The organism is Nocardioides palaemonis (assembly GCF_018275325.1).
Taxonomy (GTDB): domain Bacteria; phylum Actinomycetota; class Actinomycetes; order Propionibacteriales; family Nocardioidaceae; genus Nocardioides; species Nocardioides palaemonis.
In genome coordinates, this window is record NZ_JAGVQR010000004.1 from 311,355 (window position 1) to 331,223 (window position 19,869).

The window sequence follows — 19,869 nt, forward strand, 5'->3', positions numbered from 1 at the left end:
CTCCCGCGTGGTGGTCAGCGCTTGCGGCGCGGCGCCACCTTCAGCGACGTGCTGTCGTCACCGGCGAGCGTGTGCTCGTCGCCGAGGTAGGTCACCTCCACCTTCCAGCGGCCCGGCTTCGACACGGCGATGCGAGCCACCGAGTCGCCGCGGATCAGGGTCTTGCGGACCACGATCTGCTTGTTGCCCTTCTTCAGCACGATCTCCACCTTGCCGGTGGGGACGTAGCCGGCGGCGGACACCGCGACCTTGATCTTCGCCTTCTCGCCGGCGCGGATCCGCTTCGGCGAGTCGACGCGGACCTTCGGCCTCGCCTTGGTCACCGTGACCGTCACGGTGCCCTGCGACGGTGCGTGGGTCGCCGAGCCGAGGTACTTCACGACCAGCACGTGCTGGCCGACCTCGAGCGACCGGGCGGCCAGCGCGATGCTCGCGGAGCCACCGGCCAGGTTCGCGGAGCCCACCCGGGTGGTCCCGTCGAGGAGCTCGACCGTGCCGGTCGCCGCGGTGGGCGACACCGAGACCGCGACCGAGCCGGCCCTGGCCCACTGCACCGTGGTGTCGGTGCCGGTGACCGTGGTGGCGGTCGGCTGCGGGACCGGCTTGGCCGTGACGGTGACGGTCACCGTGCGGGTCGAGGCGGCGACGTCGGCAGCGCCGGCGTAGCGGACCTCGATCGACTTCGCACCGACGGTGGCGAACGGTCCGACCACCAAGGTGGCCTGCCCGTCGACCAGCGTGCCGGTGGCCAGCTGGGTGCCGCCGAGCCACGCGCTGACCGACCCGCTCGGGGCGGCGCCCGTGGCGGTCACCGCGACGGCGAGCGAGCTGGTGCCCGAGTCCTGCACCACCGATGCCGGCGTAGCGGTGACCGTCGTGGTCGAGGCCGCCTTCGCGACCGTGACCGTGACCGTGCCCTCGGCGGGCTTCACCGCGGTGTCGCCCGCGTAGGCCAGGCGCAGCTGGTGCTCGCCGAGCGCGAGGGTGCCCGCCGGGATCGCGATGGTCGTCGTGGCGTCGCCCGTGAGGGTGCCTTCGCCGATCTTCGCGGTGCCGTCGAACAGCTCGACCGTCCCCGTGGCCGTGGCCGGGGTGACCGTGACCGCGACGGAGCCGTCCTGGCCCGGCACGATCGGAGCGGCCGTGCCCGTGACGGTGGAGTCCGCCCGGGTGTCGACCACGGTGACCGGCAGCTTGGCGACCGTGCCGGTCGTGGCGCCGGTGAGGGTGAACCACGTCGTGCCACTGGACAGGCCGGCCGGCAGCGTGAAGCTGACGGAGGCCGCGCCGGGGACGTCGAACGGGGTGGTGGGCAGGGCGGACGTCACCGGGAAGGTGCCCAGGTCGGTCGCGCCGAGCGAGACCGTCACCGAGGCATCGGTCGTGTCGGTGATGTCGGCCGAGGTGCCGCCACCGGTCATCGCGAGCGAGTCGACCGGGATGGTGACCGTCTCGCCGGCGGCGAACGGACCGGCCGGGACCCGGGCGCCCACGCCGTGCTGCGCGTAGTCGACCGCCAGCGGGCCGTCGGCGGCGTGCGCGGCCAGGTAGTTCACCGTGGCCTGCAGGTCCGTCTTGCCCGTGTCCTGCCGGTTGGTGCCCAGCGTCAGCGCGCGGAAGTTGTCACCACCGACGGCGATGAAGCTGTTGGCCGACACCGTGTAGGTCCCCGCCGGGTCGATCGCGACGCCGTCGAGCCACATGCCGGTGATCCGCTGGCCCTCGGCGCGGGACGCGTCCTCGGTCCAGGTGAAGCCCTTCGAGGTGCCCAGCCGCAGGAACGGCCGCGACGGCACGTTGCCGTCGGGGTCGCGCTGCCACTGCTGCTCGAGGAGCGTCTTGAGCTGGGCGCCGGTCAGGTCGACCGTCACCAGCGTGTTGGCGAACGGCTGGACGTTGGCCGCCTCGCGGTAGGTGACCGGGCCGGCGCCGTCGCCGGTACCGACGAGGTCGTCACGCAGGCCACCGGGGTTCATCACGCCGATGTCGGCGCCGGTCTCCTCGCGCTGCATCTCCGCGACCAGGTTGCCCAGGGTGGACTCGCCGCCGCGGTTCTCCACGACGCCGCTGGTCGGGTCGACCCGGCGGGCCCGCTTGAACGGGGCCGCGACCTGGCCGAGCTCGACCGCACCGCGTGCGTTGGCCACGTCGACAGCGGCGTCGACGATGGTCTTCGTCGCCGCGTCGTCGTCGTAGTCCTTCATCGCGAGCACGCTCTGGCGGATGCCCACCAGGTCGGCCGTGCCGGGCTCGAAGTCGAACTGCAGCTGGTTGAGGTAGGAGCCGTACTGGCCGGCCGAGACGACCGGACGGTCGATGGCCTTGCCAGCCACGGCGACCTTGCAGTTGTACTTCAGGTGGGTGTGGCCGGAGATGATCGCGTCGACGTCGTCGCTCGTCTCGTGGACGATGCGGCCGAAGGTCGACGTGGTGTCGCCGGTGATCGTCGCGCAGCTCGGGCTGGGCGCACCCTCGTGGACGAGCTCGACCACCAGGTCGCACGGCTGGCCGCCGCACCCGTCGGTCTTGAGCTCGGCGGCGGAGGCGTTGACCTCGTCGACCACGCTGGTGATGGCCAGTCCGTCGATGGAGTCGGGCGAGACCAGGGACGGCAGGTCCTCGGTCACCGCGCCGACGAAGCCGACGCGGATGCCCGCGCCACCGGCGAGGCCGTCGAAGCTCTTCCACCAGGTCGCGCCGTTGGAGTGCTCGAAGTGGCCGTCGGTGCGACCCGCGCCCCCGTCGACCAGCGCCGGGTCGAGGGCGTACGGGCCGTCGGCGCCACCCACGCGGACGTTGGCCGCGAGGTAGGGCCAGTCGGCGCCGCCGTCCGGGTTGGTGTCGGCGTCGTAGGACGCCATGATCCGGTCCATCAGGTCGTCGTAGCCCTGGTCGAACTCGTGGTTGCCCGCGGCGGACACCTCGAGGCCGGCCTCGTTCATCGCGTCGAGCGTCGGCTTGTCGTTCTGGATGAACGACTCGAACGTCGAGGCGCCGACGATGTCGCCGGCCATCGCGAAGACGGTGTTGGGGTTCTCCGCCCGCAGGCCCTTGACCGCACCGGCCATCGCCGCGGCACCGGCCGCCGCGCTGCCCGGGTCGTCGAGGAGACGACCGTGGAAGTCGTTCGAGGCGAGCACCTGGACGGTGTCGACCGCGGCGGGCGCCTCGGAGATCGGCGCCTTGATGCCGACGATCTCCGGGTTGTGGTCGGAGGAGCGGAACGCGGTCTCGTCGTAGAGCGGCGTGACGTTGTAGTTGTAGCGGCTGTACTCGTAGTAGATCGGCTCGTTGGCGTTGATCGGCCAGATCGTCGCGCCCTGCACGAGGCCGAGGGCCGCGTCGTTGGCGAAGACGTGGTCGAGCGAGCCGGCGAGGCCACCGAAGAAGTAGCTGGTCTCGCCGTTGTCCGCGTCGAGCGGGTTCCAGCCGAGGCCCTCGAGCGTGGTGACCGGGTCCTCCTGGGAGTAGGAGTTGTAGTCACCGGTCATGAAGACCGACTCGATGCCCTTGTCCTCCACGAGGGAGTCGGCGAAGGCGTCGAGCGCCTTGGCCTGGCGGACGCGGTCACCGTTGTAGGAGCCGGCGCCGTCGCCCTTGTCCTCGTTGTCCGTGCCGGCGATGGTCGACGGGTCGTCGGGACCGCCCTTGGACTTGAAGTGGTTGACGATGACGAGGAACGCGTCGTCGCGGGTGCCCTCGACGTGCTTGAACGCCTGGGCCAGCGGCTCGCGGGCGTTGCGGAACGGCGCCGAGTTCACGAGGATCTCGGACCGGCCGACGGTCGTGACCGCACGCGGGTTGTAGATGAACGCCGAGCGGATCGCGTCCTGCTCCTGCACGGTCGGCTGCGCCTCGGCGCGGGGCGTCGGGACGTAGGCCCAGCGGTCACCGAGGACCGCCGGGTCCTGGCCCGGGTGCTTGACGTCCCAGTCGGCGTTGAGCGCGTCGACGAGCACCTTGAGCGCGGCGTCGCGGTCGGCGTAGCCCAGCTTGACCGGGTTCTCGACCTCCTCGAGGCTCATCACGTCGGCGTCCATCGTGTTGATGGCCGCGACCTCCTTGACCTGCTGGCGCGAGAGGCTGGCCGCCGTCGCGGCACCACGCGGGCCGATGTCAGGCAGGGTGCCGGCCGGCTGGGTGCGCGGGTCGCGCCAGGTGCAGGTGTTGGCGGTGATCCGGTTGCCCGCACGGTCGTTGTAGTAGGTGCAGGTGCGGCTCGTGCCCGGGAAGGCGTCGCCACCGGTGGTGACCCAGTCCTGGGCCGGGTGGACGAAGTAGTTGAGCATGTTGAACGTGGCGATCTTCAGGTTGCCCTGGGCGCCGAGGACGGCGTCCGGCGCGGCCGGGCGGTCCTGCTCGAAGGACACCTGGCCGCTGCCGTCGCTGCCCGGCTGGATGCGGCTCGAGGGCTGCAGGCGCCAGCTGTTGAAGCGGTAGTCGAGGACGACCGGCTTCACGAAGGTGGCGTTGGCGCCGGCGCGGACCGTGTTGGTCAGCGTGAGCCACGGGTAGGCCGTGGAGGCGTTGAAGGTGACCGTCGCGCCGTCGTCGAGGACCACGCCGTGGGCGTCGTTGAACGCCGCGATGTCGGCGCGCAGCTGCGTCTGGGTCGGGCGGGCCTTCTCCAGCGGGATGTAGAGCGGCTCGTCGGAGCCGATCGCGAGCTTGAACTCGCCGCGCATCGACGAGGAGCCCACGCCGCCGCTGTAGGAGTCGGTGACGGTGTGCGGGCCGGTCGGCAGGAAGACCTCGTGCTCGTGGGCCTCGCGCAGCGCGTCGAGCTCCGCACCGGTCGGGCAGGCGCCCTGGACGCAGTCGGTGCCGGGGATGACGGTGCCGGGGACGACCGCCTCCTCGGGGGTGGCGGCGCGGGTGTCGAGGAAGTCGCCGTTGGTCACGGTGACCTGGGTGGCGCCGTTGAACTCGCTCACCCGGCCGTTGAGGACCGTGACGTGGTCGCCGATCGCGGGCAGCGTGTAGGCCGGCGTGCTGCCGGCGTAGACGAACAGCGCGTCGGAGGCGCCGGGCGTCGCGTCGTCGGCCGGGTCGTGGCCGGCCGTCTCGATCACGAAGCCGTTGATGCCGCCGTCGGGGTAGCGCGCGGTCACGACGCCCGACGTCGAGACGTCGGCGTTCGCGTCACCGGTGGCGAACGGCGACGAGGCGCCGGTGCCCTGGATCTCCGCGATCTCGTGGAACGGCTTGACCGGGATGTCCGAGACGACGAGGTCGAAGGTGACCGTCGCGGTGGCGGACGCGCCGTCGGTGACGGTCGCCTCGACCGCGAAGGTGCCGTTCTCGGTCGGCGTGCCGGACACGACGCCCTCCGGGCTCACGGTGACGCCGGGGGGCGTGCCGGTCGCGGACCACGTATACGGGGTGCTGCCGCCGTTGGCCTGCAGGGTGAACGGCGCCATCGCGCGGTTGCGGAAGAGCGGGCGGTCGGCCGGGTCCGTGGCGCTCAGCGGGGCGGGGCCTCCGCCGGCGGTGATGGAGATGTTGTCGATGCCGACGTGCTCGTTGCTGCCCGTGGCGTTGTCCAGCGTGATCACGCGGAGGAAGACGTCGGCCTGGCCGTCGACGGCCGACGGGAGCTGGGCGCTCACGTGGGTCGAGGTCACGGTGGTGTTGCTGGCGACCGTGGCGTCCGCGACGTAGGCGGCGGGGACGTTGGTGTAGGCACCCGACGTGCCGACGCGGTACTGCAGCGCGACGCGGGTCGGCTGGTCGTCGGCGCTGCTGTCGAGGTCCTGCACGTCGTAGTCGACGGTGAAGCCCGACTTGCCGGTGGTGTTGAGGTGGAACACCAGGTGAGGGGTGGTCTGCGCCCCTGTAGAGCCGAGCGCGACGGTCCTGCTCTCGGCCGGCACGTTGTAGAACCCGAGGACGGCGCCAGTGGCCACGGTGTTCGGGAGCGCAGTGCTCGTCTGCAGCGCGAGGCTGGTCGTGAGTGTTCCCTCAGCGGTCAGCGTGCCCACGTCGGTGCTGTTGGGCAGGTTCGAGGCGGCGATGGACGTGCCAGCGAGGAACCCCTCGACGCCCGGGAAGTCGGCCCACGTGCTGGTGGGCGTGAGGCCCGACCAGTCCTGGGTGTAGGGGAAGCTCGAGATCGCGGTGGAGACGCTCGCGCTCGCCGGGGCACTCAAGCCCAGGGCCAGCGGAGCGGCCACGAGGGCCAGGAGCGAGGTGAGGCTGGTGGCCCGTCTGGGCATGCGTGCAGACAAGTTGTCGTGTCCCTTGTTCGGGGCCGCCGGGGGGTCAGGGTGGCGGCCGGGGGACACGCTAAGCGGCGGCACCGACATGTGGCACGGAACACGTCATGAAGTCATGCCTCATTTTGGTGAACATTCGCCCTAGGCGAGTGACATCTGTGACTCAGGAGACTGATGGGGTGATTCCGGGGTACCGTCGACCGGTGCTCCGACGTGCCTGCGCCCTGCCTCGCCTGCTGGCGAGCGGCCCCCTCGCCCTCGTGCTCGCCCTCACCGTAGCCCCTGCGGTCACCCCGGGAGCGGCGGCCTCGGACGCGGCAACGCGCCGGGCCGCGCCACAGGTGCAGCTCACGTCGTGGAGCAGCTACCACGACCTCAAGGCCGGACAGCGACGCGGCCTCAAGCTCGGCCGCGGCAGCGTCACCCTCAAGAAGCCCAAGGTCCGCCGGATCGGCGGGCGCACCTGGGACACCGGCACGTGGACGTCGCCGTGGGCGGCGCAGCCGTTCGGTGCGACGTCGCTCGTCCCGACCTGGGAGGCCACGACGCCCGGGAAGAGCCGGGTGCGCATCGAGGTGCGCGGCCGCACCGCCGCCGGCACCACCGGCAGCTGGGACACGATGGCCGACTGGTCGACGTCCGGCCGTCCCGTCGCGCGGACGACGTACTCCGGGCAGTCCGACGACCTCGGCGCGGTCAACGTCGACACGTGGGTCGCCTCCACCCCGGTCACCTCGTGGCAGGTGCGGGTGACGCTGGTGCGTCCGCGCGGCGGACGCCAGGCCGTGAGCCTGGAGCGGGTCGGCGCGGTCGCGTCGGTCGACGAGAAGACACCGCGCCCCACCTCGACGCCCGGCCCCGCGGCGGGCACGGTCCTGCCGGTGCCGACCTACAGCCAGATGGTGCACAGCGGCCACTACCCGCAGTGGGGCGGCGGCGGCGAGGCGTGGTGCTCGGCGACCTCGACGGCGATGGTCCTCGGCTACTACGGCATCTCCCCCACGCCCACCGGCATCGCGGCCGGGCACACTGACGCGGTCGTCGACCACACCGCCAAGATGGTCTACGACCACGGCTACGACGGCACCGGCAACTGGGCCTTCAACACCGCCTACGCGGCCACGCTCGTCGGCGGCGACTCCTACGTCACCCGGATGCGCGACCTGCGCGAGGCCGAGGACTACGTCGCGGCCGGCGTCCCGCTGGTCGTGTCGATCGCCTTCGGCAAGGGTGAGCTGACCGGGGCGCCGATCTCGTCCAGCAACGGCCACCTGCTCGTCATCGTGGGCTTCGAGGCCGACGGCGACGTCGTCGTCAACGACCCGGCCGGCGCGACCAACGGCGAGGTGCGCCGCGTCTACGACCGCGCCCAGCTCGAGCGGATCTGGATCGCGGCCAGCGGCGGCACGGCGTACGTCATCCGCAACGGCTGACGCAGACGGTCGGGCGGCCGGTCAGGCCGGCGATCAGGCCGGCGACGCGCTGATCGCGATCGTGTGCAGCCCGGTCGCCCCGTCGGGGTCGGGCGCCCGCAGCACGCTGGTCTGGGTCTCGCCGTCCTTGCCGATGGCACGGACCCGGACCTCGTGGTCGCCCTCGGGCACGTCGAGGGTCACCGCCCACTGCACCCAGGTGTCGACCGACGGCGCCGAGGCCAGTCGGGCCCGCTCCCACGAACCGCCGTCGACCTGCACCTCGACCGCCTCGATGCCGGTGTGCTGGTGCCACGCCACGCCGCCGAAGGACACCCGACCCGCCTCCACGTCGTCACCGGAGCGCGGGACGTCGATGCGCGAGGCGATCTTGACCGGCCCCAGCGCCGACCAGCCCTTGTCGGTCCAGTAGCCCATGGAGTCGGCGAAGGTGCTCACCTCGAGGTCGACGACCCACTTGGTCGCCGAGACGTAGCCGTAGAGCCCGGGCACGACCGTGCGGACCGGGAAGCCGTGCTCGATGGGGAGCGGGCGACCGTTCATGGCGACCGCCAGCATCGCGTCGCGGTCGTCGGTGAGCGCCTCGATTGGGGTCGCGCAGGTCCACCCGTCGTGCGAGGTCTGCAGGACGCAGTCGGCGGCGGGGTCGATCCCGAGGTCCTCGAGGAGGTCCGCGATCCGCACGCCGCTCCACCGCGCGTTGCCGACGAGCCCTCCCCCGACCTCGTTGCTCACGCAGTTGAGGGTGATCCACGACTCCGTCATCTGCCGCCCGACCAGGTCGGTGTAGGAGAGCGTGAGCTCGCGCTCGACCATGCCGTGGATGCGCAGCGACCACTCGTCGGGCTCGATGGTGGGCTTCGCGATGGTCGTGTCGATCAGGTAGAAGTCCTCGTTCGGCGTCTGCCACGGCGTCACGCCGGTCAGCCCGACCGACGTGTCGGCGGGGGCCTGGCGCCGTGTCACGCCGGGGATCCGCAGCAGTCGGCGGCTGGCCTCGACGTGGCGCCGTCCGGCTCCGACGAACCTGCCCGCCACCGCGATGCCGACCGACGCGAGCGAGATCGTCCCCGCCACGATCAGGAAGACCCGGCGCTCGTGCGACGCGAGCTCGGGGCGCCGTACGCCGCGGCGCAGGGCGTCGATGAGGGCGGAGTGGACGCTCACCCAGGTCAGCAGCCCCACGAGGACGGGCAGCGCGTCGACCAGGCCGGCACCGCGCTGCGCCGCGACGGCCGCGAGGCCGACGGCCGCGAGCGCCACCCACACCACGGCGGGCTGCCACCACCCGCGGCGGGCGAGCCGGCCGGCCCCGGCGAAGCAGCCGAGCAGCGCCAGCAGGACGCCCGCGACCAGGACGGGCTTGTCGAGGTGGCCCAGGACGGCGATCGCGCGCTCGGCCACCGCACCCGGCGTGAGGCGGATCAGCCCCTCCGCGACGGCGACCACCGGCGACTCGCGGATGGTCAGCACCATCGCGGTGGCATAGCTGGTGGCGAGCCCGGCGCACCCGGCGATGACGCCGGCGAGCGCCCACGGCGGGCGGCGAGTGGTCACCGGACCATTGTGGCGGGTCCTCGGGCATGATGCCGCCGTGACGTCCTCCCAGCCCGCCCCGGCCCCGCTGCCCCGCATCGGCATCGGCACCGATGTCCACCGGCTCGTCGAGGGCGTGCCGATGCACCTCGCCGGCCTCGCCTGGCCGGACGAGCCCGCCGGTCTCGAGGGCCACTCCGACGCCGACGTGGCGGCGCACGCGGCGTGCGACGCACTGTTCTCCGCCGCCGGGATCGGCGACCTCGGCACCCACTTCGGCACCGCCGAGCCCGAGTGGGCGGGCGCGTCGGGCGTCACGCTCCTCGCCGAGACGGCACGCCGGGTGCGCGCCGCCGGCTTCGAGATCGGCAACGTCGCGGTGCAGGTGATCGGCAACGTCCCGCGCCTCGGCCCGCGCCGCGACGAGGCGGTGGCCGCGCTCTCCGCGGCGATCGACGCCCCGGTGTCCCTGTCGGCGACCACGACCGACGGCCTCGGGCTGACCGGTCGCGGCGAGGGCGTCGCCGCGGTCGCGACGGCGCTGCTGGTGCCGGTGCCGGCCTGATGCCCACCGCGGTCGTCGTCCTCGCCGCCGGGTCCGGCAGCCGCGTGGGCGCCGAGGTCAACAAGGTCCTGCTGCCGCTGCGCGGCGTGCCGGTGCTGGTCTGGTCGCTGCGCGAGGCGCTGGCCCTCGACGACGTGCGCCGGGTCGTGCTGGTCGTGCGGCCCGAGGACCGCGAGGCGGTGGCCGACGCGGTCGCCCCGCACCTGGGCGAGCGCGAGGTGCTCGTCGTCGACGGCGGGGCGACCCGCCACGCCTCCGAGCGGGCGGCGCTGCGCGTCCTGGAGGCCGACGTCGCCGCCGGCGACGTCGACGTGGTGGTCGTGCACGACGCCGCCCGCCCGCTCGCACCGGCCGACCTGTGGCGGGCGGTGGTGGCGCGGGCGCGCGAGCTGGGAGGAGCCATCCCGGTCGTGCCGGTCACGCACCTCCTGCACGCGGACCTCACCCCGGTGGTCGAGGCTGCGGGCGCGGTCCAGACGCCCCAGGCGTTCCGGGCGGCCGACGTCGTCGCGGCCTACCGCGCGGCCGAGCCGGACGGGTTCGAGGGCACGGACACGGCCGCGTGCGTGACCCGCTACCGCGACGTCGAGGTGGCTGCCGTCGCCGGCAGCGCGACCAACCTGAAGGTGACCTTCCCCGAGGACGTCGCCCTCGCCGGGGAGCTCGCCGTCACCGTGGCGCGGTGAGCGCCTCGAGCAGGCGTACGTCGTCGGCTGAGGCCACCCGACGCGCCTCCGGGGGCGCCGCGACGGTCTCGACCGGCTGACCAGCAGCAGCGAGGTCGGCGACGGCACGCGCGAGGTTGCTCGACGGTCGCTGGGCGAGGTCCGCGAGGACGGCGGCCGGGACCACCAGCGGCGACGCCACCGCCAGCAGGTCGTCGCGGTCGAGGGTCTCGCCGACCAGTCCGTCGGCCACGACCTTGACCGTGTCCGTGACCGGTCGCGTGCCGACCGTGGGACGGCCCGTCTCGCGCGCCCGCTCGAGGCAGGAGGCGATGAAGGCCGACGGGGTCATCGGGCACAGCGAGTCGTGCAGCACCAGGTCGCGACCCGACTCGACCAGCACGTCCCACGCGACGGTGGCGTCGACCAGGTCGACGCCGGCCTCCCCCACCGCCCACGCGGCGCAGGCGACGAGCGCCTCGCCGTGGAGGAGCGCGTACGGCAGGGACCCGCGGTCCTCGTCCAGAACGAGACCGAGGCCCCTGGGAACGTCGTCCCAGGGGCCTCGGTCGAGGTCGTTGCCGCTCAGGAGGCGAGCACCTCGTCGAGCATGGCCTCGGCCTTGTCCTCGTTGGTCTTCTCCGCGAGCGCGAGCTCGGAGACCAGGATCTGCCGGGCCTTGGCCAGCATCCGCTTCTCGCCGGCCGACAGGCCACGGTCGCGCTCACGGCGCCACAGGTCGCGCACGACCTCCGAGACCTTCATGACGTCGCCGGAGTGGAGCTTCTCCAGGTTGGCCTTGTAGCGGCGCGACCAGTTCGTGGGCTCCTCGACGTGGGCCGCACGCAGCACGTCGAACACCCGGTCGAGACCCTCCTTGTCGACCACGTCGCGCACTCCGACGAGGTCGAGGTTGCAGGCCGGGACGCGCACGACCAGGTCCTGCTGGGCGACAATCCTGAGGACGAGGTACTGACGGTCCTCTCCCTTGATCTTCCGCATCTCGATGTCCTCGATGACTGCGGCCCCGTGATTGGGATAGACGACCGTTTCGCCGACGGTGAAAGTCATATGTTCAGTTCCCCTTCCTAGGTGACCATTCTAACACGGGTCCGCAGGTGCTCCCTGACGCGTTTGCGCAGGTCAGAGGCCACTTCCGGGCTTGACAGATCGCCTGTTCCTGTGGTGCGCGCACCTGCCCGGGCGTGCGGCTGCGCCATACTCCGACCATGGCGACCGTCCCTGCGCTGCTCCTCGTCCGTGCCGCGCACCCCCGCCAGGCGGTGGCCACCGCGGTCGCGCTCGGCGCCGCGGCGGCGGTCTCCGGACGTCCGCTGCGCGAGGCCGCGCTCGTGGCCGCGACGGTCCTCGTCGGGCAGTCCGTCCTCGGGTGGCTCGACGACCTCGCCGACCGCTCCCGCGACGCCCGGCACCGCCCCGACCGACCGGTCGCCTCGGGCCGGCTCGACCCCGGCACCGTGTGGTTCGCGGTCGCCTGCGGCGTGCTGCTCGTGGTGCCGCTCGCGGTCGCCAACGGCCGCGCCGCTGCGGCCGCGTACCTCGCCTCGCTCGTGGTGGCCGCCCTCGGCGACCGGCTGCTGCACGCGCGCCCGCTCTCGTTCGTGCCGTGGATGGTGTCGTTCGGGCTGCTCCCCGCGTTCCTCGCCTACGGCGGGTGGGGAGGCGTCGGCACCACCACGCCGCCGACGGTGACCATGACCGCGCTGGCCGCCGCCCTGGGCCTCACCGTCCACGTCCTGCTGGCGCTGCCGGGCCTCGTGCACGACCACGAGGAGGGCGAGCGCTCCTTCCCGCTGCTCCTCGCGCTGCGCACCGGGACCCCCCGGTTGCTCGTGCTCGCGTCGGTCGCCACCGGCGTGCTGGCGGTCGCCGTCCTGTTCACGGGGCAGACGGTGGGACTGGCCTGAGGCGACGCTAGGCTGTGCGCCATGCAGCTTCGACACCTCGCGACCGGCGCAGCGGTCCTCGCGCTGACCGCGTCGCTCTCCTCGTGCGGCTTCGACTACGCGACCGAGCGTGACTACACCCCCGGCAGCGGCGCCAACAACCGCGAGGGCACCGTCGACGTGCTCTCCGCCGTGGTGGTCTCGGCCGAGGAGGGCTCCGGCACGTTCATCGCGTCGCTGTCCAACAACGACGCCAGCGACGAGCAGAGCTTCACCGGCGTCTCGGGCGGGCAGGACGCGACGGTCACCGCCGCGGACTTCGACCCGGTCGCCATCGCGCCGGGCGGGCTGGTCAACCTCGCCGACCCCGCGGCGGACGTGGTCCTGCAGGGCGACTTCACCGCCGGTGACTTCGTCCCGCTGGTGATCGACTTCGGCAACGGCGACCGCGTGTCGATGGACGTGCCGGTCGTGCCGGACGACTTCGGCTACTGGGCCGGTATGGACGCCTCCGGCTCCGTCGCCACCACCGACACCGACACGGAGGCCGACGCGTCATGACCCACACGCTGGTCCTGCTCCGCCACGGCGAGAGCGAGTGGAACGCCAAGAACCTGTTCACCGGCTGGGTGGACGTCGCCCTGACCGAGAAGGGTCGTGGCGAGGCGGTCCACGGGGGCCGGCTGCTGCGCGAGTCCGGTGTGCTCCCCGACGTCGTGCACACCTCGCTGCAGCGACGCGCGATCAACACCGCAGCGCTCGCCCTCGACGCCGCCGACCGCCACTGGATCCCGGTCAAGCGGTCCTGGCGGCTCAACGAGCGCCACTACGGCGCGCTGCAGGGCAAGGACAAGAAGCAGACGCTCGAGCAGTACGGCGAGGAGCAGTTCATGCTCTGGCGCCGCTCGTTCGACGTCCCGCCGCCGCCGCTCGACGACGCCGACGAGTTCTCCCAGGTCGGCGACCCGCGCTATGCCGACCTCGGCGCGGAGATGCCGCGCACCGAGTGCCTCAAGGACGTCATCGCGCGCTTCCTGCCCTACTGGGAGGGCGAGATCGTCCCCGACCTCGAGGCCGGACGCACCGTCCTCGTGGCCGCCCACGGCAACAGCCTGCGCGCGCTGGTCAAGCACCTCGACCAGATCAGCGACGAGGACATCGCGGGCCTCAACATCCCGACCGGCATGCCGCTGGTCTACCGCCTCGACGACGCGTTCCGCCCGACCGTCGCCGGCGGCGAGTACCTCGACCCCGAGGCGGCCGCTGCCGCCGCGGCCGCGGTCGCCAACCAGGGTCGCTGAGCAGCCGCCGGCGAGGAACGAGCCGGCGGCGTGGGCTCAGCGAGGTTGAGCAAGCCCCGCGGCTGAGGAACGAAGCCGCGACGGGCGCGACGAAACCCGGTCACCCGACCGCGAAGGCTGACCGGGTCTCGTGACAGGCGCTTGAGCGCCTTCCTCGACCAACGGTGGCGCAGGCGCTTTCCTCGACCAGCGGTGCGCGGACGTCAGTCGCGCTGCGGCACCTCGCCGGTGACCACGAAGACGACCCGGTTGGCCACCGAGACGGCGTGGTCGGCGATCCGCTCGTAGTAGCGGCCGAGCAGGGCGATGTCGACCGCGGCCTCCACGCCGTGCTGCCAGTCGGTGGAGAGCAGCTCGGTGAAGCTGCGGCGGCGCAGCTGGTCCATCACCTCGTCGTCGCGGCCGAGCTCGATCGCGGCCTCGACGTCGCGGTCGACGATGATGCTGCGCACCCGGCGCACCATGTCCTCGGCCGTCTCGGCCATCCGCTCCATCGTCGGGCGCAGCTCCTCGGGCACCGCCACCGACGGCACCCGCAGCCGCGCGATCTTCGCGACGTGGACCGACAGGTCGCCCATCCGCTCGAGCTCGCTCACCATCCGCAGGGCCGAGACGATCATCCGCAGGTCGCCCGCGACCGGCTGCTGGAGCGACAGCAGCTGGAACGACGTGTCGTCGACCCGCTCGCGGGCGTCGTCGATCGCCTTGTCGCCGCTGATCACCTGGTCCGCGGTGTGGACGTCGCCGGTCATCAGTGCCTTGGTGGCCTCGCGCACGGCGACCTCGACCTGCCCGCAGATGTCGGACAGGTCGGCGAAGATGCCGTCGAGCTGGTCATGGAAAGCCTCACGCATGAGCGCACTGTAGGCACCCCAGGCGAACAGCCGGACGTACCCGATGAACGGCGCGTGAACACTCGGCGCCGGGCGTCCATCGGGTCGGGCGGACCCCGCGCGGTGCGTACGATGGTGGCCGTGGACCCGACCATGCAAGCCGGTCTGGCCGCGATCGTCGGGGCCGTCATGGCAGGCGGCGCGGTGCTCGCCTGGCACATCAGCGACCGCCAGCGGCACACCCTCCCCCAGGCGGAGGAGCCGGTCGTCCAGGCCGGCGTCGCGGCGGTGCTCAGCATCCTGCGCTCCAGCGCGGTGGTGGTCGACGAGTCCGACCACGTCCTCAAGGCGTCCGCGCCGGCGTACGCCTTCGGGCTGGTGCGCGGCAGCACGCTCGTCGTGCCCGAGCTGCTCGACCTGGTCGCGCAGGTGCGGCGCGACGGCCAGATCCGCGAGAGCGAGCTCGACCTCCCGGCCACCGACGGCGGCACCGCCCGCACGCTCACCGCCCGCGTCGCGCCGCTGGGCGCCCGCCTGGTGCTCGCCCTGGTCGAGGACCGCACCCGCGAGAAGCGGGTGGAGGAGGTGCGCCGCGACTTCGTCGCCAACGTCAGCCACGAGCTCAAGACGCCGGTGGGCGCGATCCGCCTGCTCGCCGAGGCCGTCACCGACGCCGCCGACGACCCCGAGGCGGTGCAGCGCTTCGCCAACCGGATGCTGACCGAGAGCGACCGGCTCACCAACCTGGTGCAGCAGATCATCGAGCTGTCGCGCCTGCAGGCCCACGACCCGCTGGAGAAGCCGGTCATGGTCGACCTCGACGCAGCCGTCGCCACCGCGGTCGACACCAGCGCGATGGAGGCCGCGGCCAAGCAGATCACCGTCGAGTCGCGCGGCGAGCACGGCCTCGAGGTCTTCGGCTCCCAGGACCTCATCGGCGCGGCCGTCAGCAACCTGGTGGCCAACGCGGTGGCCTACTCCGGCTCCGGCTCGCGCGTGGTCGTCACGACCCGCTCCGAGGGCGAGCAGGTGCAGGTGTCGGTCGTCGACCAGGGCATCGGCATCCCGCCCGAGGACATCGACCGGATCTTCGAGCGCTTCTACCGCGTCGACCCCGCCCGCCACCGCTCCACCGGCGGCACCGGACTGGGCCTCGCCATCGTCAAGCACGTCGCGGCCACCCACGGCGGCGACATCTCGGTGTGGTCGGTGCAGGGGCAGGGCTCGACCTTCACGCTCACCCTTCCCCGCAACTTCCAGCCCACACCGGGCCGACCCACCACCCCCGTCGAGGTCGTCGTGCCGTCCGGCACCGACGCCGCCGACCCCACAGACACCACACGCCGCAGCGCACAGGAGGTACGCAGGTGACCCGGGTACTCGTCGTCGAGGACGAAGAGAGCTACAGCGACGCGCTCGCCTACATGCTCCGCAAGGAGGGCTACGAGGTCGCGATCGCCGCCGACGGCACCACCGCGCTCACCGAGTTCGACCGGTTCGGTCCCGACATCGTGCTGCTCGACCTGATGCTGCCCGGCGTCCCCGGCACGGAGGTGTGCCGCCAGATCCGCCAGACCTCGTCGGTCCCGGTGATCATGGTGAGCGCCAAGGACGACGAGGTCGACAAGGTGGTCGGCCTCGAGCTCGGCGCCGACGACTACGTCACCAAGCCCTACTCCCCCCGCGAGCTCGTGGCCCGGATCCGCGCGGTGCTGCGCCGCGGCCAGGAGCCCGAGCTGATGCCCGACACCCTCGAGGCCGGCCCGGTGCGGATGGACGTCGAGCGCCACGTCGTCACCGTCGACGGCGCCGAGCAGCGGCTGCCGCTCAAGGAGTTCGAGCTGCTGGAGATGTTCCTGCGCAACCCCGGCCGGGTGCTCACCCGCGGCCAGCTCATCGACCGGGTCTGGGGATCCGACTACGTCGGTGACACCAAGACGCTCGACGTGCACGTCAAGCGGCTGCGCGCCAAGCTCGAGCCCGACCCGGGCGAGCCGAAGTACCTCGTAACGGTCCGCGGGCTGGGCTACAAGCTCGACCTCTGAGCGCGCGCCACGGCGGGATGTCGCCGTTCCACGTCCGGAATCCGCTGGCGATCGGTCATGACCGTACCTAGCCTTGACCCGTGACCACCGCCAGCCAGACCACCCCCGCCGCACTGCCCGAGCAGACTCCGCCCGCGCCGTGGCTCCCCGTCGCCGCGGGGGCCGTCACCCTCGTGATGTGGGCCTCCGCCTTCGTGGTGATCCGGCACGTCGCGCACGACGTCAGCCCCGGCGCGCTCGGCTCCGGGCGGCTCCTGGTCGCGGCCCTGGTCGTGCTGCCGCTGGTGCTCAGGCGCGGCTGGGTGCGGCCGACCGGTCGTGAGTGGGCGCTGCTGGCGCTGGGCGGACTCGGCTGGTTCGGCGTCTACAACCTCGCCCTCAACGCCGGCGAGCGCCACGTCGACGCCGGCACGGCGGCGATGATCATCCAGATCGGCCCGGTGATCGTGGCGCTGCTGGCCGTGCCGCTCTTCGGGGAGCGGCTGCACGCCTGGCTCCTCGCCGGCATGGTCGTCGGCTTCGCGGGCGTCGCGGTGATCGCGCGCGGCTCGTCCACCGATGCGGACGCCAGCCTGCTCGGCGTCGTCCTGGTCCTCGTCGCCGCCGCGATGTACGCCGTCGGCGTGCTGACCCAGAAGGTGCTGCTGCGCCGGCTGCCGTCCGTCCAGGTCGTGCTGGTGTCGTTCGTGATCGGCGCGGTCACCTGCCTGCCGTTGTCCGGCGACCTGCCGGGGATCGTGGCCGACGGCGGCGCCGAGCTCTGGTGGATCGTCTACCTCGGCGTCTTCCCGACCGCGGTCGCCTTCACCACCTGGGCCTACGCCCTCACCCACACCGACGCGGGCGCCTTGTCGCTCACGACGTTCCTGGTGCCGCTGATCGCGACCTTCATCGCGTGGGTCGCGATCGACGAGGTGCCGCCCTCGCTCACCTTCGTCGGTGGCGCCCTCGCGATCGTCGGGGTGCTGATGACGCGCCGCAAGCCCAAGCCCGCACCCCTCGCTGGTTGAGGTGCGAGGAGCGCCAGCGACGAGCCTCGAAACCTGCGACTGGCGTCACTGCGGGTCGGAGCCGGACTCCAGCCAGCCGCGGAACGCCTCGAGGTTGCGGGTCGACTCACCGCGCGAGATCCGCCACTCCCACTCCTTGCGGATGGACGAGGCGAAGCCGAGCTCGAGGATGGCGTTGAAGGAGGAGTCCGCGTTGTCGAGCACCGAGCCGAGGATCCGGTCGAGCTCCTCGTCGGTGACGGCCGACAGGGGCAGCCGCGCCTCGAGGTAGATGTCGCCGGTGCGGTCGACGGCGAACGAGACGGCGTACATCCGCAGGTTGCGCTCGAGCAGCCAGCGGTAGACCCGGTGGTGGTTCTCGTCGGGGTTGCGGCACACGAACGCGTGCACCCCGAGCGCGTGCGGGCCGACGTCGAGCCGCACCGGCGTCTGCAGCTTCTTCTCACCCGGCAGGGTCAGCGAGAACGACCCGCCGCCGATCTCCTCGTGCTCGATCTCGTTGTCGGCGAGGTAGGCGCGCAGCCGCTCGACCGCCGCGGCGGTCTCCTCCGAGGGGGTCGCGGCCGGAGGGGTGTCGGTCATGCGGCCATCATGAGGCAAGCGCCGCGCGCATCCGGCCGGCGGCCCGGGCGTACGCGTCGAGGGTGCGCTCGGCGGTCCGCTCCCAGGAGAAGTCGCGGGCGTGGGCGACGGCACCGTGACCGAGCCTCTCGACGAGTGCCGGGTCGTCGACGAGGCGCCGGAGCGCGGCGGCCCAGTCGCGCGGCTCGTGGGAGTCGACCAGCAGCCCGCTCACGCCGTCGCGCACGACGGTCGTCAGGCCGCCGACGGCCGCGGCGACGACGGGCGTGCCGGTGGCCTGCGCCTCGACCGCGACCAGGCCGAAGGACTCGTTGTAGGACGGCACCGCGACGGCGGTCGCGGCGGCCGACCAGACCGCGAGCTCGGCCTGGCTGACCGGCGGCACGAACCGCACCACGTCGGCGATCCCCAGGTCGGCGGCGAGGTCGGCCAGCGAGGTCGGGTGCTCGAGGCCCGAGCCGGACGGTCCGCCGACGACGGGGACGACGAGGCGGTGGCGCAGCGACGGGTCCTGCTCGAGCAGCACGTGCACCGCGCGCAGCAGCACGTCGGGCGCCTTGAGCGGCTGGATCCGGCCGGCGAACATGAGCACGACGGCGTCGAGCGGCAGGTCGAGCCGGCGGCGCGCGTCGTCCTGCGCGCGCGGGACGAAGACGTCGAGGTCGACGCCCGGACTGATCACCTCGACCGCGTCCGGGCTGGCGTCGTAGAGGTCGACCAGCTGGCGGGCCTCCGTGTCGGTGTTGGCGACCAGCAGGTCGGCCGCCTCGACCACCTGCTCCTCGCCGATCACCCGCGACGCGGGCTCGGGGGTGTCGCCTGCGGCGAGCGAGGCGTTCTTGACCTTCGCCATGGTGTGCATCGAGTGCACGAGCGGGACGTTCCAGCGGTCGCGCGCGAGGGCCCCGACCTGCCCGGAGAGCCAGTAGTGGGAGTGGACGGCGGTGTAGTGGCCGAGCGGCTGCATCGCCTCGGTGCGCAGCACCTCGCGGGCGAAGGTGCAGAGCTGGCCCGGGAGCTCGCCCTTGGTGAGGCCCTCGAAGGGCCCCGCGGCGACGTGGCGCACCAGCACCCCGTCGGCGGCCTCGACCACCTGGGGCAGGGCGGAGGAGGTGGCCCGCGTGAAGACGTCCACGGCGATGCCCTGCTCGGCGAGGCGGCGGGACAGCTCGATGACGTAGACGTTCATCCCCCCGGCGTCGCCCGTGCCGGGCTGGTCCAGGGGCGAGGTGTGCAGGCTGATCATCGCCACGCGGTCACCCACGCTGGGTCCTCCTTCGCTCGGGCCGCGGCGTCGCGGCCGGTGCCCGCACGCGGGCACCTCCGGCACAACCACGGGCGGCGGCGGGTGATTCCCCGGCCGCCGACGACGTCAGCGCGCGTGCGCCCCGCTGCGGGGGCTGCCCGTGTCGCGGTCACGGCGGCGCAGCAGGGCGACCCCGCCGAGCATGGCCGCGATCGCGCCCCAGAACGCGTCGTACCAGCGCGCGCCCGCGGGACGGAACGCCTCGATCAGCGAGAGCACCAGCAGCGCCGAGGCCAGGCCGACCACGACGCGCATGCCGAGGGCGTCGCTGCGCACCAGCGTGGTGCCGAAGGCTCCGGCCGACGCGAGCAGGCAGGCGAGGCCGACGAAGTGGAGCGTGCCGGCGAGCGGGTCGTCACCGCCGCCGAGCAGGGCGCGGACGATCCAGAGCAGGCCGCCGACGAGCGCCAACGGCGCGGCGAGCTTGGCGAGGGGCATCCCGCGATGATGCCACGGTGCCCGCGGCGCACT

Annotated in this window: 17 protein-coding genes; 9 read left to right on the forward strand and 8 right to left on the reverse strand. The window is 72.8% G+C overall.

What is annotated here, in order from left to right; genetic code table 11:
* Nucleotides 1–14 precede the first annotated feature (14 nt).
* Complete coding sequence (locus KDN32_RS17145) at nucleotides 15–6,215, reverse strand: ExeM/NucH family extracellular endonuclease (protein ID WP_211733473.1); 6,201 nt, start codon at nucleotides 6,213–6,215, stop codon at nucleotides 15–17.
* A gap of 203 nt (nucleotides 6,216–6,418) precedes the next feature.
* Between KDN32_RS17145 and KDN32_RS22605 the strand changes: the two genes are divergently transcribed.
* Nucleotides 6,419–7,648 carry a C39 family peptidase gene (locus KDN32_RS22605; protein WP_211733474.1) on the forward strand — a complete coding sequence of 410 codons (1,230 nt, stop codon included), beginning with the start codon at nucleotides 6,419–6,421 and terminating at the stop codon, nucleotides 7,646–7,648.
* 33 nt (nucleotides 7,649–7,681) lie between these two features.
* Here KDN32_RS22605 and KDN32_RS17155 read toward each other — a convergent pair whose 3' ends face one another.
* Nucleotides 7,682–9,205: a molybdopterin-dependent oxidoreductase gene (locus tag KDN32_RS17155; RefSeq protein ID WP_211733475.1), complete on the reverse strand. Its 1,524-nt coding sequence runs from the start codon at nucleotides 9,203–9,205 to the stop codon at nucleotides 7,682–7,684.
* Between the two features lie 37 nt (nucleotides 9,206–9,242).
* Between KDN32_RS17155 and ispF the strand changes: the two genes are divergently transcribed.
* Nucleotides 9,243–9,749, forward strand: coding sequence for a 2-C-methyl-D-erythritol 2,4-cyclodiphosphate synthase (ispF, locus tag KDN32_RS17160; RefSeq protein ID WP_307854183.1), 507 nt, complete (start codon nucleotides 9,243–9,245; stop codon nucleotides 9,747–9,749).
* A complete protein-coding gene (locus tag KDN32_RS17165) occupies nucleotides 9,749–10,435 on the forward strand; it encodes an IspD/TarI family cytidylyltransferase (RefSeq protein ID WP_211733477.1) in 687 nt (228 codons plus the stop codon). Before ispF ends, KDN32_RS17165 begins: the two co-directional genes overlap by 1 nt.
* Here the strand turns inward: KDN32_RS17165 and KDN32_RS17170 are convergent.
* Together KDN32_RS17170 and KDN32_RS17175 are read right to left on the reverse strand one after the other, a co-directional pair.
* Nucleotides 10,419–10,865 (reverse strand): 2-C-methyl-D-erythritol 4-phosphate cytidylyltransferase, encoded by a 447-nt coding sequence (locus tag KDN32_RS17170; protein ID WP_307854184.1) that lies wholly within the window; start codon nucleotides 10,863–10,865, stop codon nucleotides 10,419–10,421. The genes KDN32_RS17165 and KDN32_RS17170 overlap by 17 nt on opposite strands.
* A gap of 134 nt (nucleotides 10,866–10,999) precedes the next feature.
* The gene (locus tag KDN32_RS17175) at nucleotides 11,000–11,485 is read right to left on the reverse strand and encodes a CarD family transcriptional regulator (RefSeq protein WP_121141777.1); all 486 of its coding nucleotides are present in this window, start codon (nucleotides 11,483–11,485) and stop codon (nucleotides 11,000–11,002) included.
* Nucleotides 11,486–11,643: 158 nt separating this feature from the next.
* Between KDN32_RS17175 and KDN32_RS17180 the strand changes: the two genes are divergently transcribed.
* The 3 genes from KDN32_RS17180 to KDN32_RS17190 are packed head-to-tail and all read left to right on the forward strand — an operon-like array spanning nucleotide 11,644 to nucleotide 13,622.
* Nucleotides 11,644–12,342: a UbiA family prenyltransferase gene (locus tag KDN32_RS17180; protein WP_211733478.1), complete on the forward strand. Its 699-nt coding sequence runs from the start codon at nucleotides 11,644–11,646 to the stop codon at nucleotides 12,340–12,342.
* A 21-nt stretch (nucleotides 12,343–12,363) separates the two neighbouring features.
* On the forward strand, nucleotides 12,364–12,882 hold the full coding sequence (locus tag KDN32_RS17185; protein ID WP_211733479.1) for a hypothetical protein: 519 nt from the start codon (nucleotides 12,364–12,366) through the stop codon (nucleotides 12,880–12,882).
* Nucleotides 12,879–13,622, forward strand: a complete 744-nt coding sequence (locus tag KDN32_RS17190) for a phosphoglyceromutase (RefSeq protein ID WP_211733480.1) — start codon at nucleotides 12,879–12,881, stop codon at nucleotides 13,620–13,622. Before KDN32_RS17185 ends, KDN32_RS17190 begins: the two co-directional genes overlap by 4 nt.
* A 203-nt stretch (nucleotides 13,623–13,825) precedes the next feature.
* Here the strand turns inward: KDN32_RS17190 and phoU are convergent, their stop codons facing one another.
* A complete protein-coding gene (phoU, locus tag KDN32_RS17195; RefSeq protein ID WP_211733481.1) occupies nucleotides 13,826–14,476 on the reverse strand; it encodes a phosphate signaling complex protein PhoU in 651 nt (216 codons plus the stop codon).
* A 120-nt stretch (nucleotides 14,477–14,596) separates the two neighbouring features.
* On the opposite strand from phoU, the gene KDN32_RS17200 reads away from it, so the two are divergent.
* From KDN32_RS17200 to KDN32_RS17210, 3 genes are all read left to right on the forward strand, one after another.
* The gene (locus KDN32_RS17200) at nucleotides 14,597–15,826 is read left to right on the forward strand and encodes a sensor histidine kinase (RefSeq protein WP_211733482.1); all 1,230 of its coding nucleotides are present in this window, start codon (nucleotides 14,597–14,599) and stop codon (nucleotides 15,824–15,826) included.
* Entirely contained in the window at nucleotides 15,823–16,500 is a 678-nt protein-coding gene (locus KDN32_RS17205) for a response regulator (protein WP_211733483.1), read from the forward strand. The genes KDN32_RS17200 and KDN32_RS17205 overlap by 4 nt, the downstream gene beginning before the upstream one ends.
* An 80-nt stretch (nucleotides 16,501–16,580) precedes the next feature.
* Nucleotides 16,581–17,510 (forward strand): DMT family transporter, encoded by a 930-nt coding sequence (locus KDN32_RS17210; protein WP_307854185.1) that lies wholly within the window; start codon nucleotides 16,581–16,583, stop codon nucleotides 17,508–17,510.
* A 45-nt stretch (nucleotides 17,511–17,555) separates the two neighbouring features.
* Here KDN32_RS17210 and KDN32_RS17215 read toward each other — a convergent pair whose 3' ends face one another.
* The 3 genes from KDN32_RS17215 to KDN32_RS17225 form a co-directional block, all read right to left on the reverse strand.
* The gene (locus tag KDN32_RS17215) at nucleotides 17,556–18,092 is read right to left on the reverse strand and encodes a type III secretion system chaperone family protein (protein ID WP_211733484.1); all 537 of its coding nucleotides are present in this window, start codon (nucleotides 18,090–18,092) and stop codon (nucleotides 17,556–17,558) included.
* Between the two features lie 7 nt (nucleotides 18,093–18,099).
* Complete coding sequence (mshA, locus tag KDN32_RS17220) at nucleotides 18,100–19,356, reverse strand: D-inositol-3-phosphate glycosyltransferase (protein ID WP_307854186.1); 1,257 nt, start codon at nucleotides 19,354–19,356, stop codon at nucleotides 18,100–18,102.
* Between the two features lie 108 nt (nucleotides 19,357–19,464).
* On the reverse strand, nucleotides 19,465–19,836 hold the full coding sequence (locus KDN32_RS17225; RefSeq protein ID WP_211733485.1) for a hypothetical protein: 372 nt from the start codon (nucleotides 19,834–19,836) through the stop codon (nucleotides 19,465–19,467).
* Between the last annotated feature and the right edge of the window lie 33 nt (nucleotides 19,837–19,869).

Excerpts from the sequence above, each read along its gene's own strand:
- KDN32_RS17145 (WP_211733473.1), bottom strand. The coding sequence starts at position 6,215 with ATGCCCAGACGGGCCACCAGCCTCACCTCGCTCCTGGCCCTCGTGGCC.
- KDN32_RS17165 (WP_211733477.1), top strand. The coding sequence starts at position 9,749 with ATGCCCACCGCGGTCGTCGTCCTCGCCGCCGGGTCCGGCAGCCGCGTG.
- KDN32_RS17175 (WP_121141777.1), bottom strand. The coding sequence starts at position 11,485 with ATGACTTTCACCGTCGGCGAAACGGTCGTCTATCCCAATCACGGGGCC.
- KDN32_RS17180 (WP_211733478.1), top strand. The coding sequence starts at position 11,644 with ATGGCGACCGTCCCTGCGCTGCTCCTCGTCCGTGCCGCGCACCCCCGC.
- KDN32_RS17185 (WP_211733479.1), top strand. The coding sequence starts at position 12,364 with ATGCAGCTTCGACACCTCGCGACCGGCGCAGCGGTCCTCGCGCTGACC.
- KDN32_RS17190 (WP_211733480.1), top strand. The coding sequence starts at position 12,879 with ATGACCCACACGCTGGTCCTGCTCCGCCACGGCGAGAGCGAGTGGAAC.
- phoU (WP_211733481.1), bottom strand. The coding sequence starts at position 14,476 with ATGCGTGAGGCTTTCCATGACCAGCTCGACGGCATCTTCGCCGACCTG.
- KDN32_RS17215 (WP_211733484.1), bottom strand. The coding sequence starts at position 18,092 with ATGACCGACACCCCTCCGGCCGCGACCCCCTCGGAGGAGACCGCCGCG.
- KDN32_RS17225 (WP_211733485.1), bottom strand. The coding sequence starts at position 19,836 with ATGCCCCTCGCCAAGCTCGCCGCGCCGTTGGCGCTCGTCGGCGGCCTG.